The sequence below is a fragment of the Rhodococcus sp. NPDC003383 genome (genome assembly GCF_053589115.1).
On record NZ_JBSFRG010000010.1, the window covers coordinates 149017 to 167821 of the forward strand.

The window sequence follows — 18805 nt, forward strand, 5'->3', positions numbered from 1 at the left end:
GCGCGCGCGGCCCTCGCGGCAGCCCTGGGATGATGGGCGCATGTCCGGCGAGCCCACCACCATTCCCGCAGCCAGCGACCCCTCCGCGCGCGGTCGATCCGATACCACCACCCGCGAGGAGTTCCGGGTACTCGCGGCCGAGCACCGCGTCGTGCCCGTCACCCGCAAGGTGCTCGCCGACGCCGAGACGCCGCTGTCGGCGTACCGGAAGCTCGCCGCCGACCGGCCCGGAACCTTCCTGCTCGAATCCGCGGAGAACGGCCGCTCCTGGTCGCGCTGGTCGTTCATCGGCGCCGGCAGCCCCGCCGCGCTCACCGTCGTCGACGGTGAAGCCGCCTGGTACGGCAGCGTTCCCGCCGGCGCACCCCAGGGCGGCAACCCCGTCGACGTCCTCGGCGAAACCCTGAAGCTCCTGCACACCGAGCGCCTGCACGGCCTGCCGCCGCTGACCGGCGGCATGGTCGGCTACCTCGGCTACGACACCGTCCGGCGCCTCGAGAAGCTGCCCTCGATCGCCGAGGACGACCTGCAGATCCCCGAACTCGTCATGCTCCTCGCGACCGACCTCGCCGCCGTCGACCACCACGAGGGCACGATCTGGCTCATCGCCAACGCCGTCAACTGGGACGGCTCCGACGAACGAGTCGACGAGGCCTACGACGACGCGGTCGCCCGGCTCGACCGGATGACCGCCGCGCTCGCCGCCCCCGCCGCGTCCACCGTCTCCACGTTCGCGAAGCCCGCCCCCGACTACCGGCGGCAGCGGACCACCGAGGGCTTCGGCGCCGACGTCCGCAAGCTCATCGGCGACATCGAAGCCGGTGAAGCCTTCCAGGTGGTGCTCTCGCAGCGCTTCGAAATCGACTGTCCCGCAGCGCCCATCGACGTGTACCGGATGCTGCGCGCGTCGAACCCGAGCCCGTACATGTTCCTGCTGCACATTCCGGGCCCGGACGGGGAGACCGCGTTCTCCATCGTCGGATCCAGCCCCGAGGCGCTGGTCACCGTCTCCGACGGCGTCGCCACCACCCACCCGATCGCGGGCACCCGGTGGCGCGGCACCAGCGAGGAGGAGGACGTCCTGCTCGAGAAGGACCTCATCAACGACGAGAAGGAGAACGCCGAGCACCTCATGCTCGTCGACCTCGGCCGCAACGACCTCGGTCGCGTGTGCGAACCCGGCACCGTGAAGGTGCACGACTACCGGCACATCGAGCGGTACAGCCACGTGATGCACCTGGTCTCGACCGTCACCGGCCGCCTCGCCGACGGCAAGCACGCCCTCGACGCCGTCACCGCGTGCTTCCCGGCGGGCACCCTGTCCGGTGCGCCGAAGGTCCGCGCGATGGAACTCATCGAGGAGCTCGAACCGACCCGCCGCGGCATCTACGGCGGCATCGTCGGCTACCTCGACTTCGCCGGCGACGCCGACACCGCCATCGCCATCCGCACCGCGCTCGTCAAGGACGGCGTCGCGTACGTCCAGGCCGGTGCCGGGGTGGTCGCCGACTCCGATCCGGTCTACGAGGACACCGAGGCCCGCAACAAGGCCATGTCCGCGCTGTCCGCGGTCGCCGCCGCCGCCACCCTCGTCCCCTACGGTGGTGACCCCGAGTGACCGACCCCGTCGCACCCGCACCCGCACCCGCCGCGCCGCGCCGCCGCCCCGCCGTCGTGGCGGCGCTGCTGCTCGGCGTCGCCGCGCTCGCGCTGTGGGCATCGAGCCGGATGACGTGGGTGACCGTGTCCTCCTCCGACGGGCTGGGACAGGATCGGACCAGCACACTTGACGGCGGCACCTGGGCGGCCTCGCTGACGCCGCTCGCGCTCGTGCTCGTCGCCGCGATCGCCGCGTCGTTCGCGGTGCGCGGCTGGGCGCTGCGGATCGTCGCGGTCGCGGTCGCGGCCGTCGGGATCGCCGCGGCGGTTCCGGCCGTCGGACTGTTCGCCGGCGGCGCCGACCCGGAGGACGCGGCCCGCATCGCGGAACTGCCCGCGCGGGCGACGGTCACCGCCACCGACATCGCCTACGGACCGGCCGTCCTTGCCCTGGTAGGGGCGGTCGCGGCGCTGGTCGCGGGGGTGGTGTTGTGGCGGACCCCGCGCAGTCAGGCGGGCCTGTCGTCGAAGTACGCCGGTCCCGCCGCGCGACGCGAGGCGGCCGCGCGGCGCGGCGAGGGCGACGAACCGGTCACCGAACGCGCCCTGTGGGATGCCCTGGATGCGGGGGAGGACCCGACGCTCGACGCCGATCCCGCCCCGGACGCCACCCGCAAGCCGCCTCGTGACGGCGAAGACGGCGACGATTCGGGTACCCGCCGCTGACCGCTGTGGAGCGGCCCACTAGGCTTCAGGAACCTGATGAGCTTCGTCACAGGGGGATTGACAAGGGTGCGGAAAGGACTCGAGCCATGACAGTTCTCGACTCGATTCTCGAAGGGGTGCGCGCCGACGTCGCCGCCCGAGAGGCGGTCGTCGACTTCGACACCGTCAAGGCCGCCGCTGCCGCCGCACCCCCGCCGATCGATGCGAAGGCTGCGCTGCGCGAGCCCGGGATCGCCGTCATCGCCGAGGTCAAGCGGGCCAGCCCGTCGAAGGGCGCACTCGCCGACATCGCCGATCCGGCCGAACTCGCCAAGGCCTACGAGGCCGGGGGAGCACGCGTGATCAGCGTGCTCACCGAGGAACGCCGCTTCCACGGCAGCCTCGCCGACCTCGACGCGGTCCGCCGCGCCGTGCGGATCCCGGTGCTGCGCAAGGACTTCATCGTCGGCCCGTACCAGATCCACGAGGCCCGCGCGCACGGCGCCGATCTCGTGCTGCTGATCGTCGCCGCGCTCGAACAGCCCGTGCTCACCTCCCTCATCGACCGTGTCGAATCGCTCGGCATGACCGCGCTCGTCGAGGCGCACACCGAGGAGGAGGCGACCCGCGCTCTCGAGGCCGGCGCGACCGTCATCGGGATCAACGCCCGCAACCTCAAGACCCTCGAGGTCGACAAGGGCACGTTCGCGCGGATCGCGCCGGGCCTGCCCAGCGACGTCCTCAAGATCGCCGAATCCGGTGTGCGGGGCCCGGCGGACCTGCTGGCGTACGCCGGTGCCGGTGCCGACGCCGTGCTCGTCGGTGAGGGTCTCGTGACGAGCGGCGACCCCCGCCAGGCGGTCGCCGAACTGGTCACCGTGGGTACGCATCCGTCCTGCCCGAAGCCGGCACGCTGACCGACCCGACCCTCCGAACGACGCTCAGACAGCCGCGCGGTGTCCTCACTGCGCGGCTGTCCGCGTCGTCGGCGGATACCGGTGCGCGCGGACATCTTCGGCCGACGACGCACCGCGAACTGCGCGGGTGACCCGACGGCACGGCGGGTGCGATGGTGGGGCAGACTGGACACGTGACTGCAGACGATTCCGTCCTCTCGGCCAAGGGCCGCGGCCTTCCCGTCATGAGCGAAGCCGTGTCCGTCCCCACCGCGCACGAACCGGACGCCAAGGGACACTTCGGGGTCTTCGGTGGCCGCTACCTGCCCGAGGCGCTCATGGCCGTCATCGAAGAGGTCACCGCCGCCTACGAGAAGGAACGCACCGACCCCGGTTTCCTCGCCGAGCTCGATCGTCTCCAGCGCGACTACACGGGCCGGCCGTCACCGGTCTACGAGGCCACCCGGCTCAGCGAACACGCCGGCGGCGCGCGCCTGCTCCTCAAGCGCGAAGACCTCAACCACACCGGCTCCCACAAGATCAACAACGTGCTCGGGCAGGCCCTGCTCGCCAAGCGCATGGGCAAGACCCGCGTCATCGCCGAGACCGGCGCCGGTCAGCACGGTGTCGCCACCGCGACCGCGTGCGCCCTGCTCGGCCTCGAATGCCTCGTCTACATGGGTGAGGTCGACACCCAGCGGCAGGCCCTGAACGTGGCGCGCATGCGTCTGCTCGGTGCCGAGGTCGTCGCCGCCAAGACCGGCTCGCGCACCCTCAAGGACGCCATCAACGAGGCGATGCGCGACTGGGTCACCAACGCCGACAACACCTACTACTGCTTCGGCACCGCCGCCGGGCCGCACCCGTTCCCGGCGATGGTCCGCGACTTCCAGCGCATCATCGGCCTCGAGGCGCGCGCCCAGGTGCAGGCCCACACCGGTCGCCTGCCCGACGCGGTCGTCGCCTGCGTCGGTGGTGGTTCCAACGCCATCGGCATCTTCCACCCGTTCATCGACGACCCGTCCGTCAAGCTCGTCGGCATCGAGGCCGGCGGCGACGGCGTCGAAACCGGACGGCACGCCGCGACCATCGGCGGCGGCACCCACGGCGCCCTGCACGGCGCGTACTCGTACCTGCTGCAGGACGAGGACGGCCAGACCATCGAGTCGCACTCGATCTCCGCGGGTCTCGACTATCCCGGTGTGGGACCGGAACATTCGTGGCTCGCCGACACCGGCCGTGCCGAATACCGGTCGGCCACCGACACCGAGGCGATGGACGCGTTCAAGCTGCTGAGCCGCACCGAGGGCATCATCCCCGCCATCGAATCGGCCCACGCGGTCGCCGGGGCGCTGAAACTCGGCCGCGAACTCGGCGAGGGAGCGATCATCCTGGTGAACATCTCGGGCCGCGGCGACAAGGACGTCGACACCGCCGCCAAGTGGTTCGGCTACCTGCCCTCCGACAGCACCGACACCGAAGGAGCCGCGCAGTGAGCGCACCGCACGAACGCCTCTCCGCCATCTTCGCGACCTGCCGCGCCGAGAAGCGCGCCGCGCTCGTCGGTTACCTGCCGGTGGGCTACCCCACGGTCGAGAAGTCCATCGAGGCCGTCACCGCGCTCGTGGAGGGCGGCTGCGACCTCGTCGAGGTCGGCATCCCCTACAGCGATCCCGTCATGGACGGCACCACCATCCAGAACGCCGCCAACGCGGCGCTCGCCGCCGGTGTGCGCGTGCGGGACGTGTTCCCGGCGGTGAAGGCGGTCACCGACGCCGGTGGCGCCGCCGTCGTCATGACCTACTGGAACCTCGTCCTCAAGTACGGCGTCGAGAACTTCGCGCGCGACCTCGCCGCGGCGGGCGGGCTCGGCATCATCACCCCGGACCTGATCCCCGACGAGGCGGCCGACTGGATCGCCGCGTCCGACAAGTACGGGCTCGGCCGCATCTTCCTCGTCGCCCCGTCGTCGACCAACGAGCGGCTCGCGATGACCCTCGACAACTGCCGCGGGTTCGTCTACGCGACGTCGACGATGGGCGTCACCGGTGCCCGCGACAACGTCGACAACCGCGCACCGGAGCTCGTCGCGCGGGTGCGGGCCCACTCCGACATCCCGGTCGGGGTCGGTCTCGGTGTCCGCAACGGCGCCCAGGCCGCGGAGATCGCCGGATACGCCGACGGCGTCATCGTCGGTTCCGCGCTCGTCACTGCCGCCGGTCAGGGCCGCGACGCGCTGCTCGAGCTGACACGCGATCTCGCGAAGGGAGTGCGCTCGGCTACCGTGGCACCGTGACCGACACGACCACGTTCCTCGCCTATCTTCCCTCGCCCCCACAGGGCGTCTGGTATCTCGGGCCGGTGGCCCTGCGTGCCTACGCCCTGTGCATCATCGTCGGCATCGTCGTCGCGATCGTGTGGGGTGACCGGCGCTGGGTCGCGCGCGGCGGCGAGAAGGGCACCGTCCTCGACATCGCCGTGTGGGCGGTGCCGTTCGGCCTGATCGGCGGCCGCCTCTACCACGTCGCCACCGACTGGCGGAAGTACTTCGGCGACGGCGCCGATCCGATCGACGCGTTGAAGATCTGGGAGGGTGGCCTCGGGATCTGGGGCGCCGTCGCGTTCGGCGCGGTCGGCGCCTGGATCGGCTGCCGCCGCCGCGGAATCCCGCTGCCCGCGTTCGGGGACGCCCTGGCGCCCGCGATCCTGCTCGCCCAGGCCATCGGCCGGCTCGGCAACTGGTTCAACCAGGAACTGTACGGTCGCGAGACGACGCTTCCGTGGGGCCTCGAGATCTACGAACGCCGCAACGACGCCGGTCAGGTGTCGCCCGGCCTGATCGACGGCGTCTCCACCGGGCAGGTCGCCTCGGTGGTGCACCCCACGTTCCTGTACGAACTGCTGTGGAACGTGCTGATCGTCGTGCTGCTCGTCGTCGTGGACCGTCGCTTCCGGATCGGGCACGGCCGGCTGTTCGCCCTCTACGTCGCCGGGTACTGCCTGGGCCGGTTCTGGATCGAACTGATGCGCAGCGACGCCGCCACCCAGATCGCGGGCATCCGCATCAACTCGTTCACCTCCGGCATCGTGTTCGCGCTCGCGGTCGCGTACTTCGTCTTCGCCCGCAAGGGCCGGGAGGCACCCGAGGAGCTGAAGTCGACCCGGACCCGGCACTCCGAAGACGGGACCGACGGTGCTGTGACCGCCGGTAACAGCACGGTCGCGAAGGGCGATGAGGACCCGCAGGGGGGCGACGACAAGCAGGCCGACGACAAGACGGCCGACGCCGAGCCAGCGGACGAGAAGTCGGCCGAGAAGCCGGTCGAGGAGGCCGGCGGGTCGAAGACGGCGGACCGCTGACCCCTGCCTGAACCGAACCCGGGAGCAAGCGCCGGTAAGGTCTGACACACACATCGACCACGAGGGGGATCACCAGTGACAACACCGGATCCGGCTGCTTCCGACCCGAATTCGGGCCGCCCGATCGATTTCGGCAAGAAAGCATCCGACCCAGCGGACGCGCAGTCGAACCCGAACTTCGGACCCGGGTTCGACTACGACGCGACCGCGCAGGCATCTCTCTCGGAGCCGCCGCAGACCTCCGAGTCCACGGCAGCGTCCCCGGGCACCGCCGGCCCGGGCTGGGACACCTACTCGGGCATCGGCAACGGCCCGGGCTGGGGCACCACGCCCAGCTACCCGCCGCCGTCCGACTACTCGTCGGCGCCGCAGCAGCCCGGCGGTCCGGCCGGTCCCGTCTACGGCACCCCGAACCCGCAGTACCCGATGGGCGACCAGTCCGGTTACGGCGCACCGGGAGGATTCGGGGGACCGACCCCGCCTCCGCCGCCGCAGCCCTACGGTGCCGCGCCCGGTTACGGTGCCGCCGCCCCCGGCTCCGGCCCGGGTGGAACGCCCGGCTACGGCTTCGCCGGCCCGTCGGCGCCGTACGGTCGTGATCCGCTCACCGGCGAGCCGTACTCGGACAAGTCGCGGATGACCGCGGGTCTGCTCGAGATCCTCCTCGGTGCGTTCGGCGCCGGCCGGTTCTATCTCAACCAGCCGGGCCTGGCGATCGCGCAGATCGCGGTGGTGTGGCTGACCTGCGGCCTCGGTGGCATCTGGCCGTTGATCGACGGCATCATGATGCTCACCGGCAAGGTTCGGGACGAGCACAACCGGCCGCTGCAGCCCTGATCGCGGTACCCGAACAAGCCACGTCTTCTCGCGGAGGGCCCGGCTGCGCATGCTCGCGCAGCCGGGCCCTCCGCGCGTAAACTGACGCCCGCGGGCCACGATCCCCGGCATTCCCGGGCGGAGCCGATCGGCCCATCCCCGCCACTGCACCGCCCGTGGTGGCGACCCTCCGGGGCCGCCGCCCCGACGCGCGACGCGTCACCCCCGCACCGTCCGCCCCGGTGGAGGTGACAGCAGTGCTGTACTCCTCGATTCCCGACGCCCGCGGCCTGTACGACCCGGCGCTGGAATCGGACTCGTGTGGGGTCGCCGCGATCGTCGACATCCAGGGCCGCGCCGGTCACGACGTCGTCGTGGACGCGATCCGCGCGCTGCAGAACCTCGCTCATCGCGGGGCGTGCGGGCGTGAACCGGCCACCGGAGACGGCGCCGGCATCACCCTCGCGGTCCCCGCGGCGCTGTTCGACGCGGTCACCGACTTTCCGCTGCCCCCACCCGGCCGATATGCGACCGGTCTGTGCTTCCTGCCCCGCGATCCTGACGACCGGGCGCGCGCCCGCCGGCGCATCGAGGATCTCGCCGCTGCCGAACACCTGGAGGTCCTCGGCTGGCGTCCGATGCCCGTCGAACCCGAACGCGCCGGGATCGGCGTCACCGCCGACGGGTGCCGACCGCACATCGACCAGTTGTTCGTCGCCGCACCTGCTGTCGCGGGGGTCCGGCCGGGCGGACTCGATCTCGATCGACTCGTCTACCCGCTGCGCCGCCGCGCCGAGCGGCCCGGACCCGACGCACCGGCGGTGTACTTCCCGTCGCTGTCCGCGCGCACGATCGTCTACAAGGGCATGCTCACCGCCGAGCAACTGGCCCGGTTCTACCCGGATCTGCGCGACCCGCGCTGCGCCAGCGCGATCGCCCTGGTGCACAGCCGCTACTCGACCAACACGTTCCCGTCGTGGACGCTCGCGCAGCCGTTCCGGTACAGCGCGCACAACGGCGAGATCAACACCATCCGGGGCAACCGGAACCGGATGCGGGCCCGCGAGCCGGCGCTGCGCACCCCGCGGGTCGTGGGCGACCTCACCCGGCTGTTCCCGATCTGCAGCCCGGGCGGGTCGGATTCGGCGACGCTCGACGAGGTGCTCGAGCTGCTGCATCTGTCGGGCCGGTCGCTGCCGCACGCGGTGAGCATGATGATTCCGCCCGCGTGGGAGAACGATTCCACGGTCGACGCCCGGCGCCGCGGATTCCACGAGTTCCACGCCGCGCTGCTCGAGGCCTGGGACGGACCGGCGTGCCTGCCGTTCACCGACGGCCGCGTCTTCGGCGCGGTCCTCGACCGCAACGGGCTCAGACCGGGCCGCTGGTGGCGCACCCTCGACGACCGGGTCGTCTTCGGCAGCGAATCCGGGGTACTGGATCTGCCGCCCGACCAGATCGTCGAGAAGGGCCGGCTGGAACCGGGCCGGATGTTCCTCGTCGACACCGGCGCCGGGCGCGTCGTGCCCTCCGACGAGCTGCTGGCCGGGCTCGCCCGTACCCACCCCTACCGCCACTGGCTCCGCGCCGGCCAGGTCGCCCTCGCCGACCTGCCGCGCCCGGACACCCGCCCCGGCCCGTGCACCGCGACCCCGCAGGCGCATCGGTTGTTCGGCTACACCCGCGAGGACCTCGACGTGCTGCTCGCCCCGATGGCCGGCACCGGCCGCGAACCCCTGGGATCGATGGGCAACGACACCCCACCGGCGGTGCTGTCCCCGCGACCGCGCCTGCTCTACGACTACGTCACCGAGATGTTCGCGCAGGTCACCAACCCGCCGCTGGATTCGATCCGCGAACGCATCGTCACCACCACCGCCGTCGCCGTCGGACCCGAGGACAACCTGCTCGCCTGCTCGCCGGATTCGTGCCGCCGGTTGCTGCTGCCCGGCCCGGTGCTCACCGCCGACGAACTCGACACGGTCCGCACCCTCACCGCGGACGGACCGCACCCGGCGCTCGCGACACGGGTGCTGCCGACCCACTTCTCCGCCGACGGACCGTCGGGTGAGACCCTCGCCGCCGGCCTCGCCGCCCTGTGCCGGGCCGCGGACACCGCCGTCGACTCCGGGTTCGGATTGCTCGTCGTCACCGACCGCGGCGCCGGACCGGACGCGGTTCCGATCCCGTCGCTGCTCGCGGTTTCCGCGGTGCACCACCACCTGATCCGGACCGGTCGTCGGACCCGCGTGGGCCTGCTCGTCGAAACCGGCGATGCCCGCGAGGTGCACCACGTCGCCGCCCTGCTCGGTTTCGGGGCCTCCGCGGTGTGCCCGTACCTGGCGTTCGACACCGTCCGGGCGCTCGCGGCCGCTGCCGGTGACGATCCGGACACCGCCGCCGCCAACTACCGGCACGCGCTGGTCGCGGGGGTGCTCGAGGTGATGTCGAAGATGGGTATCTCCGTGCTCGGCTCGTACGTCGGGGCGCAGACCTTCGAGGCGGTCGGGCTGGGCCGCGACGTGATCGACGCGTATCTACCCGGCACGGCCTCGCGGATCGGTGGAGCCTCGCTGAGCGACCTCGCCGACGACGCCCGCGCACGGCACTCCGCTGCCTACGGCGAATCCGATTCGGGCACACAGGAACTCGACAGTGGCGGAGTCTACCGCTATCGCCGCGACGGGGAGCCGCACCTGTTCACACCCGAGACGGTGTTCCTGTTGCAGCACGCCACCCGCAGCGGCCGGGCCGACATCTTCGCCCGCTACAGCGACGAGGTCGACCGGCTCGCCGCGGCCGGGGGCGCCCTGCGCGGACTGCTGGGCTTCCGCACCGGCGTGCATCCGCCGATCCCCGTCGAGCAGGTCGAACCCGTGGAACGGATCCTCACCCGATTCGCCACCGGCGCCATGAGTTACGGGTCGATCTCCGCCGAGGCGCACACGGCCCTCGCGGTCGCGATGAACCGGATCGGGGGACGTTCGAACTCCGGGGAGGGCGGGGAGGACTCGGACCGGCTCGGGGATCCGCTGCGCCGCAGTGCGGTCAAGCAGATCGCCAGCGGACGATTCGGGGTCACCGCCGAGTACCTGGCCGACGCCACCGACCTGCAGATCAAGATGGCGCAGGGAGCGAAACCCGGTGAGGGAGGGCAACTTCCCGGCGGAAAGGTGTATCCGTGGATCGCCCGCACCCGGCACAGCACACCCGGGGTCGGCCTGATCTCGCCGCCACCGCACCACGACATCTATTCGATCGAGGATCTCGCCCAGCTCATCCACGACCTGCGCTGCGCCAACCCGCGGGCCCGCATCCACGTCAAACTCGTCAGCGGTGTCGGGGTCGGCATCGTCGCGGCCGGCGTCGCGAAGGGGCACGCCGACGTGGTGCTGATCTCCGGCCAGGACGGGGGCACCGGCGCGGCGTTGCTCACCGCGCTCGCCCACTCCGGCACCCCGTGGGAGATCGGGCTCGCCGAAACCCAGCAGACCCTCGTGCTCGGTGGCCTGCGCGACCGCATCACCGTCCAATGCGACGGCGGGCTGCGCACCGGCCGCGACGTGCTCGTCGCGGCGCTGCTCGGTGCCGAGGAATACGGCTTCGCGACCGCGCCGCTCGTCGTGCTCGGCTGCATCCTCATGCGGGTCTGCCACCTCGACACCTGCCCCGTCGGGATCGCCACCCAGAATCCGGAGTTGCGCGAAAAGTTCACCGGCCGAGCCGAATACGTCGAACAGTTCTTCCGGTTCGTCGCCGAGGACGTGCGCCGCCGCCTCGCCGAACTCGGGTTGTGCAGCCTCGACGACGCGATCGGCCGCGTCGATCTGCTCGAACCCGCCGCCGCCCTCGCGCACTGGCGCGCCGCCGGACTGGACCTGTCGCCGCTGTTCGTGCCGCCCGTCGACGCGAGCGGCGGGCCGCCGCAGCGCCGCCGCACCCGGCCCGCCGCGCCCCCGGCCGGTGAGACCCTCGACGACCGTCTCATCTCCGCGGCGGCCGATGCCCTCACCGGTTCCCGCCCGGTGCGGATCGAGGCGCGCGTGCGCAACACCGACCGCACCGTCGGTACCCGGCTCGGCGCCGAGATCACCGCCCGGCACGGGCGGGCCGGTCTGCCCGACGACACCGTCCGCGTCGAGTTGCGCGGCAGCGCCGGCCAGTCCCTGGGTGCGTTCCTCCCGCCCGGCGTCACGATCACCGTCACCGGCGACGCCAACGACTACGTCGCCAAGGGGCTGTCCGGCGGACGTGTCGTCGTGCGACCCGACCCGACCGCCCACTTCGCGGCGCACACGCAGATCATCGCCGGCAACACCCTGCTGTACGGCGCGACGAGCGGGGAGGTGTTCCTGCGCGGACGCGTCGGCGAACGCTTCGCGGTGCGCAACTCCGGGGCGGACGCGGTGTGCGAGGGCGCCGGCGACCACGCGTGCGAATACATGACCGGTGGGCGGGTGGTGATCCTCGGCGCCACCGGGCGCAACCTCGCCGCCGGCATGTCCGGTGGTCTCGCGCACGTGCTCGACCTCGACCCGGTCCGCGTCAACCGGGACTCGGTGCACCTGACCGCGGTCGAACCCGGCGACCTCGAACCGCTGCGGAAACTGCTGGCCGCCCACCGCGACCGCACCGGATCCCCGATCGCCGCCGCGCTGCTCGTCCACTGGCCCTGCGCCGCAGCGCGATTCACCACGATCCTGCCGGTCGACTACGCGCGGGTGCGGGCCGCCGAGCAGCGCAGCGAACCCGCCACCGCAGGAGCGGGCGGTGGCTGACCCGCGCGGCTTCCTGCGGTACCGCAGGATCGAACCCCCGCACCGGCCGGTCGGGGAGCGCACCCGCGACTGGGCGGAGATCGCCGCGCCGATCGCACCCGCCGAACACGACCGTCTCATCCGCGACCAGGCCACCCGCTGCATGGACTGCGGCATCCCGTTCTGTCACTCCGGCAGCGCCGGATGCCCGCTCGGCAACCTCATCCCGGAGTGGAACGATCTGGTGCGCCGTGACCTGTGGGCCGAGGCCTCCCGCCGCCTGCACGCGACCAACAACTTCCCCGAGTTCACCGGGCGCATCTGCCCGGCGCCGTGCGAATCGGCCTGTGTGCTGGCGCTGTCCGATCCCGCCGCGGCCGTCACCATCGAGAAGATCGAAATGGCCATCGCCGACCACGCCTTCGCCGACGGCACCGTCACCCCGCAACCGCCGCCGCACCGCACCGGACGCTCGGTCGCGGTCGTCGGCTCCGGTCCGGCGGGGCTGGCCGCCGCGCAGCAGCTCACCCGCGCCGGACACGCCGTGACCGTGTTCGAACGCGACGACCGGCTCGGCGGGCTGCTCCGCTACGGCATCCCGGCCTACAAGATGGACAAGGCGCTGATCGACCGTCGTATCGCGCAACTGCGCGCCGAAGGCACCCGGTTCCGCACCGGCTGCGAGGTCGGCACCGACCCCACCCTCGCCCGCCTGCGCGCCGACTTCGACGCGGTGGTCCTCGCGGTCGGCGCGGGCGCCACCCGCGACATGGACCTGCCCGGCCATGACCTGTCCGGCGTGCACCAGGCCATGGACTACCTGGTCGCCGCCAATCACGACTGCGAAGGCGACGGGCCCACCCCGATCCACGCGGCCGGACGCCGGGTCGTGATCATCGGTGGCGGCGACACCGGCGCCGACTGCCTCGGCACCGCGCACCGCCACCGCGCCGCGTCGATCACCCAGCTCGACTACCGCGTCCGGCCCCCCGAGACCCGCGACGAGAACCGCAGTCCGTGGCCGCTCGTCCCGTGGGTGCTGCGCACCACGCCGGCGCACGCCGAAGGCGGCGAACGACGCTTCGAGGTCGGCGTGCAACGGTTCGTCGGCGACGACCACGGCCGGCTGCGGGCACTGGTGGTCGCCGAGGTCGACGCACACCGCACCCGGGTGGGCCCGGAATTCGAGATCCCGTGCGATCTCGCGCTGCTCGCCATCGGATTCGACGGGGTGCGACCCGGCAGGCTGCTCGACGACGGCCCCGCGACCACCGCACGCGGCACCCTCGACTGCGGCGCCGACTGGCAGACCGACGAACCGGGAGTGTTCGTGTGCGGAGACGCGCACCGCGGCGCCTCGCTCGTGGTGTGGGCGATCGCCGAAGGCCGCGCGGCCGCGCGCGGCGTCGACACTTACCTGACCGGCCGGTCCCGGTTGCCCGCACCGGTCACCCCGGATTCGCGAGTGCTGACCACGGGCTGAGGGCATCGGCCGGAACCACAGGCACCGAATCGAGTGCCGCCAGGGGTGGCGCAATTCACACGAGCAGCGCGCTACCCGTCCCGTGCGGCGGGTTGTCGTAAGTTACGCGCGAGTTGGGTTCCAGCGCCCTCCAACCGCGGTCGTCACCCCGCTGTCGGGGGACTAGGCTCGACCCGTGACCCGACGCACCAAGATCGTTTGCACCATGGGCCCCGCCACCGCCGACCCCGAGGTTCTCAAGGAACTCGTCGCAGGCGGCATGGACGTGGCCCGACTCAACTTCAGCCACGGAGAACACTCGGAGCACGAGGCCCACTACAACCGGGTCCGCGCGGCGGCCGAAGCCAGCGGACACGCCGTGGGCATCCTCGCCGACCTGCAGGGACCGAAGATCCGTCTCGGCCGCTTCCTCGAGGGCCGCACCGAATGGGCCAACGGTGAGGTCGTGCGGATCACCGTCGACGACGTCGACGGCACCCACGACCGGGTCTCGACGACGTACAAGGAACTCGCGCAGGACGCCGTCCCCGGCGACCGTCTGCTCGTGGACGACGGCAAGGTCGGGCTCGTCGTCGAAGCGGTCGAGGGCAACGACGTCGTCTGCCGCGTCACCGAAGGCGGACCGGTCAGCAACAACAAGGGCGTGTCGCTGCCGGGGATGAACATCTCCGTGCCCGCCCTGTCCGAGAAGGACATCGAGGACCTCGAATTCGCGCTGCGGCTCGGTGTCGACTTCATCGCCCTGTCGTTCGTGCGTTCGCCCGCCGACATCGAACTCGTGCACGAGGTGATGGACCGTGTCGGCCGCCGGGTCCCGGTCATCGCCAAGCTCGAGAAGCCCGAGGCGATCGAGAACCTCGAAGCCGTCGTCCTCGCGTTCGACGCGGTGATGGTGGCCCGCGGCGACCTCGGCGTCGAACTGCCGCTCGAAGAGGTGCCGCTGGTGCAGAAGCGGGCGATCCAGATCGCCCGCGAGAACGCCAAGCCGGTCATCGTCGCCACGCAGATGCTCGAGTCGATGATCGAGAACTCGCGGCCCACCCGCGCCGAGGCCTCCGACGTCGCCAACGCGGTGCTCGACGGCGCCGACGCGGTGATGCTCTCCGGCGAAACCTCGGTCGGCAAGTTCCCCGTCGAGACGGTCCGGACGATGGCCCGCATCATCGCGGCCGTCGAGTCCGATTCGACGGAGGTGCCCGCCCTGACCCACGTGCCCCGCACCAAGCGCGGGGTCATCTCCTACGCGGCCCGCGACATCGGCGAGCGCCTCGATGCGAAGGCCCTGGTCGCGTTCACCCAGTCCGGCGACACCGTGCGCCGGCTCGCGCGCCTGCACACCCACCTGCCGCTGCTCGCGTTCACCCCGGTCCCGGCCATCCGCAATCAGCTCGCGCTGACCTGGGGTACCGAGACGTTCTCCGTCGAACCGATGCAGACCACCGATCAGATGGTCGAACAGGTCGACGCGGCGCTACTGTCGTTGGGTCGCTACCAGCGTGGCGACCTCGTGGTGATCGTGGCCGGTGCCCCTCCGGGACGTTCCGGCTCGACGAACCTGATCCACGTGCACAGGCTGGGGGAGAAGGACACTCGTTGACAGGTATCGAGGCGACGGACCTCGACGTCCTCCTCGGTCTGCTCGATCTCGAGCAGACCGAGGAGGACGTTTTCCGTGGAGCACACCCGCCGCAGACCGGCCTGCGGACCTTCGGCGGACAGCTCGTGGCACAGGCGCTCGTCGCCGCCGGCCGCACCACCGGTGACCGGCCGATCCACGCGCTCAACGCCCACTTCATCCGCGGCGGCAACGTCGAGGAACCCATCGAATACCGGGTCGCGCGGCACCGGGACGGGCGCGACTTCGCCAATCGCATGGTCACCGCCTATCAGGGCGACGAGGAACTGTTCGTCATGCTCGCGGCCTACCAGAAGTGGGGCAAGGGACTCGAACACGCGGTGACCGTCCCCGACGTGCCGTACCCGGAGGCGCTGCCGCCGATCGGTGACCATCTCGAAGGCTACGAGGAACACCTGCCCGGCTTCGTGAACGCCCTCAAACCCATCGACATGCGGTACGCGAACGATCCCGCGTGGATCCTCAAGGGCACGGGCGAGAAGCTCAACCACAACCGGGTGTGGATGCGCACCGACGGGGAGCTGCCGGACGATCCGCTGCTGCACGTCGCCGCGCTCGGCTACAGCTCCGACACCACCGTCCTCGATTCGATCCTCACCACGCACGGACTGTCCTGGGGTCTGGACCGGATCTTCGCGGCGACCGCGAACCACTCCATCTGGTTCCATCGGCCGCCGCGGTTCGACCAGTGGCACCTGTACGCCACCGAATCCCCGGTCGCCGCCGGATCGCGCGGCCTGGCCACCGGCCGCTACTTCAATCTGGACGGCGAACTCGTCGCCACCGTGGTCCAGGAAGGGATCATCAAGCACTTCCCGTCCCGGCGCTGAACGGGCGGTAGCGGCGATGTTCGCGAGCCTCGCGCTCGTCATGGTGGTCGCGATCGTCGGGTCGCTGCCCGCGGCCCGCAGCGGTGTCCGGTTGCCGCTCGTGCTCGGCGAGTTGCTCGCCGGGGTCGTCGTCGGAGTCAGCGGCCTGGGCTGGATCGACGCGAGTGAACCGACCCTCGACGCGGTCGCGCAGGTGGGTTTCGCGCTGGTGATGTTCCTCGCCGGCACCCACGTGCCGATCCGCGACGCCCGGCTGCGTCCGGCGCTGCGGCGGGGGATCGCGCGGGCCGCGCTCGTCGGTGCGGTCGCAGTGCCCGCCGGGGCGGGGCTCGCGTGGCTGTTCGACGCGCCGCACGCGGCGCTGTTCGCGGTGCTGCTCGCGTCGTCGTCGGCGGCGCTGGTCCTGCCGATCGTGGATGCGTCCGGCATCGGCGGGCGCGAGCTGCTGCCGCTGCTGGTGCAGGTCGCGGTCGCCGACACCGTCTGCATCGTCGCGTTGCCGCTCGTCATCGACCCGCCCGCAGCGCTGCGCGCCGGGCTCGGCTCGCTCGCGGTGATCGCGTGCGCGGCGGTGGTGTTCCTCGTGCTCCGGCAGCTGGACCGCACCGGCGTGCAGCGCCGCGTCCACAACGTGTCCAAGGACCGCAAGCTCGCCGTCGAACTGAGGGTGAGCCTGGCGGTGCTGTTCGGTCTCGGTGCCCTCGCGGTGTGGACGCACGTGTCGGTGATGCTCGCCGGGTTCGCGCTCGGGCTCGCGGTCGCCGGGGTCGGGGAACCGCGGCGGCTCGCCGGCCAGCTGTTCGCGGTCACCGAAGGGTTCTTCGCCCCCGTCTTCTACGTGTGGATCGGGGCGTCCATCGACGTCCGGGCGCTGGCGGAGGATCCGTCCCGGATCGGGCTGGGCCTGGCGCTCGGCGCGGTCGCGGTGCTCGTGCACCTCGTGCCGCGCGTCACCGGTCAGCCGGTCGCGCTCGGCGCGCTGTCGGCGACCCAGCTGGGGATCCCGCTGGCGGCGGTCGCGATCGGCCTCGCCGGGGGCCTGCTGTCGCGGGCCGACGCCGCCGCCCTGGTTCTCGGGGCGCTCGTCACGATCGCCGTGGCCGCGATCGCGGCGGCGGTGGCGACACCTCGCGGCCGAGACGCCGTGGAGCCGTGACCGCTCCCGACCCGCGGAATGTCCCGAGTTCGGCTGCTGTTGCTCGAATCGGGGTCGCGTACTCGTGCGGCTTCGGAAAGGACTCAACGTCATGTCGGCGACCACCACGCTGCCCGTGATCGACCTCGCGGACCTCGACCGCGGAGCCGAGGCCCGCGCGGATCTGCTCACCCGGCTCCGCACGGTGACCCACGAGATCGGGTTCTTCCACCTGGCCGGCCACGGCATCGATCCGGCGCTCGGCGCGGACCTCATCACCGCGGCCCGCGCGTTCTTCGCGTTGCCCGACGCCGCGAAACTCGAGATCGAGAACTCGCATTCGCCGCAGTTCCGCGGCTACACCCGCATCGGTGGGGAACGCACCCAGGGCTACGTCGACTGGCGCGAACAGATCGACATCGGGCCCGAACGCGCGGCCGTCACCGAGATCGATCCCGCGAAGCCGTGGGAGGTGCTGCACGGTCCGAACCTGTGGCCGGCGCAGCTGCCCGAGCTGCGGGAGCTCGCGCTGCGGTGGATCGACCAGGCGCAGGCCGTCGGGATCGTCCTGCTGCGCGCCTGGGCGGAGTCGCTCGGTGCCCCCGCCGACTTCTTCGACGACGCCTTCGCCGATCCCGATCCGCTGCTCAAGATCGTCCGGTATCCCGGTCACGACCGGTCGGTCACCGGGCAGGGCGTCGGCAGCCACAAGGACGTCGGGGTCCTCACCCTGCTGTATCCGGAACCGGGCAGCACCGGATTTCAGGTCGACCGCGACGGCACCTGGATCGACGTGGCTCCGCAACCGGGCTGCTTCATCGTCAACATCGGGGAACTGCTCGAACTGGCCACCGGCGGATACCTCGAGGCCACCGCCCACCGGGTATTGCCGCCGGAACCCGGCACCGACCGGATCTCGCTGCCGTTCTTCCTCAACCCCGGGCTCGACAAGGAACTGCCGACCGTTTCGCTGCCGCCCGAACTCGCGGCGAACGCGCGCGGCGTCGGCACCGACGAACACGGCGGCACCCTGCATTCGGTGTACGGCCTAAATGCGCTCAAGTCCCGGCTGCGCGCCCATCCGAACGTGACCGAGCGGTACCACGCGGACCTGTTGAACTCACCCGCTCTGCGTGGGTGACCGCGGCGTCGACATCCCGGTCCGGTGACCGTGGATGTCGGTGCGCGGGTCCACACTGTCGCCCATGGCATACGACGAGGAGTTGGCCGACAGGATCCGGGACCTCATCGAACCGGGACCGGCCGTGACCGAACGCAGAATGTTCGGCGGCCTGTCCTTCATGGTGGACGGCAATCTGGCCCTCGCGGTCAGCGGTGCAGGCGGACTGCTCGTGCGGGTCGGAGCCGAACCGCGCGAACGACTCGTCGACCACGACTCCGTCCACCCGGCGAGGATGGGGGATCGCGAAATGACCGGCTGGGTGCGCGTGACCGCGTCATCCGTCGAGGACGACGCCGATCTGCGCGCGTGGGTCACCAGAGGAGTCGAGTTCGCTCGTTCGCTTCCGCCGAACGGTTGACGCCCGCCCTCGTGCGCGGTTTCGGTAGCGGTGGCTACCGAAACCGC

At 71.6% G+C, this 18805-nt stretch carries 14 protein-coding genes; all 14 read left to right on the forward strand.

Going from position 1 to position 18805, the window contains the following annotated elements:
• The first annotated feature begins 40 nt into the window (after positions 1–40).
• The gene (locus ACWDTS_RS11865) at positions 41–1618 is read left to right on the forward strand and encodes an anthranilate synthase component I (protein ID WP_197251572.1); all 1578 of its coding nucleotides are present in this window, start codon (positions 41–43) and stop codon (positions 1616–1618) included.
• The gene (locus ACWDTS_RS11870; RefSeq protein ID WP_450110862.1) at positions 1615–2325 is read left to right on the forward strand and encodes a TIGR02234 family membrane protein; all 711 of its coding nucleotides are present in this window, start codon (positions 1615–1617) and stop codon (positions 2323–2325) included. Before ACWDTS_RS11865 ends, ACWDTS_RS11870 begins: the two co-directional genes overlap by 4 nt.
• 86 nt (positions 2326–2411) lie before the next feature.
• Positions 2412–3221, forward strand: a complete 810-nt coding sequence (gene trpC, locus ACWDTS_RS11875; RefSeq protein WP_248676677.1) for an indole-3-glycerol phosphate synthase TrpC — start codon at positions 2412–2414, stop codon at positions 3219–3221.
• Between the two features lie 224 nt (positions 3222–3445).
• Complete coding sequence (trpB, locus tag ACWDTS_RS11880) at positions 3446–4696, forward strand: tryptophan synthase subunit beta (protein ID WP_450118251.1); 1251 nt, start codon at positions 3446–3448, stop codon at positions 4694–4696.
• On the forward strand, positions 4693–5496 hold the full coding sequence (gene trpA / locus ACWDTS_RS11885; protein ID WP_450118241.1) for a tryptophan synthase subunit alpha: 804 nt from the start codon (positions 4693–4695) through the stop codon (positions 5494–5496). The genes trpB and trpA overlap by 4 nt, the downstream gene beginning before the upstream one ends.
• Positions 5493–6560: a prolipoprotein diacylglyceryl transferase gene (gene lgt / locus ACWDTS_RS11890; RefSeq protein ID WP_450118242.1), complete on the forward strand. Its 1068-nt coding sequence runs from the start codon at positions 5493–5495 to the stop codon at positions 6558–6560. The genes trpA and lgt overlap by 4 nt, the downstream gene beginning before the upstream one ends.
• Positions 6561–6635: 75 nt before the next feature.
• Complete coding sequence (locus ACWDTS_RS11895; protein ID WP_450118243.1) at positions 6636–7397, forward strand: TM2 domain-containing protein; 762 nt, start codon at positions 6636–6638, stop codon at positions 7395–7397.
• 236 nt (positions 7398–7633) lie between these two features.
• The gene (gene gltB / locus ACWDTS_RS11900) at positions 7634–12154 is read left to right on the forward strand and encodes a glutamate synthase large subunit (protein ID WP_450118252.1); all 4521 of its coding nucleotides are present in this window, start codon (positions 7634–7636) and stop codon (positions 12152–12154) included.
• Entirely contained in the window at positions 12147–13616 is a 1470-nt protein-coding gene (locus tag ACWDTS_RS11905; RefSeq protein ID WP_450118244.1) for a glutamate synthase subunit beta, read from the forward strand. Before gltB ends, ACWDTS_RS11905 begins: the two co-directional genes overlap by 8 nt.
• A gap of 175 nt (positions 13617–13791) precedes the next feature.
• Positions 13792–15213 carry a pyruvate kinase gene (gene pyk, locus ACWDTS_RS11910; RefSeq protein ID WP_450111718.1) on the forward strand — a complete coding sequence of 474 codons (1422 nt, stop codon included), beginning with the start codon at positions 13792–13794 and terminating at the stop codon, positions 15211–15213.
• On the forward strand, positions 15210–16082 hold the full coding sequence (locus ACWDTS_RS11915; protein WP_450111719.1) for an acyl-CoA thioesterase domain-containing protein: 873 nt from the start codon (positions 15210–15212) through the stop codon (positions 16080–16082). Before pyk ends, ACWDTS_RS11915 begins: the two co-directional genes overlap by 4 nt.
• Before the next feature lie 16 nt (positions 16083–16098).
• On the forward strand, positions 16099–17238 hold the full coding sequence (locus ACWDTS_RS11920; protein ID WP_450111720.1) for a cation:proton antiporter: 1140 nt from the start codon (positions 16099–16101) through the stop codon (positions 17236–17238).
• 91 nt (positions 17239–17329) lie between these two features.
• Complete coding sequence (locus ACWDTS_RS11925; protein ID WP_450111721.1) at positions 17330–18358, forward strand: isopenicillin N synthase family dioxygenase; 1029 nt, start codon at positions 17330–17332, stop codon at positions 18356–18358.
• Between the two features lie 64 nt (positions 18359–18422).
• On the forward strand, positions 18423–18758 hold the full coding sequence (locus ACWDTS_RS11930; protein WP_450111722.1) for a TfoX/Sxy family protein: 336 nt from the start codon (positions 18423–18425) through the stop codon (positions 18756–18758).
• Positions 18759–18805: the final 47 nt, after the last annotated feature.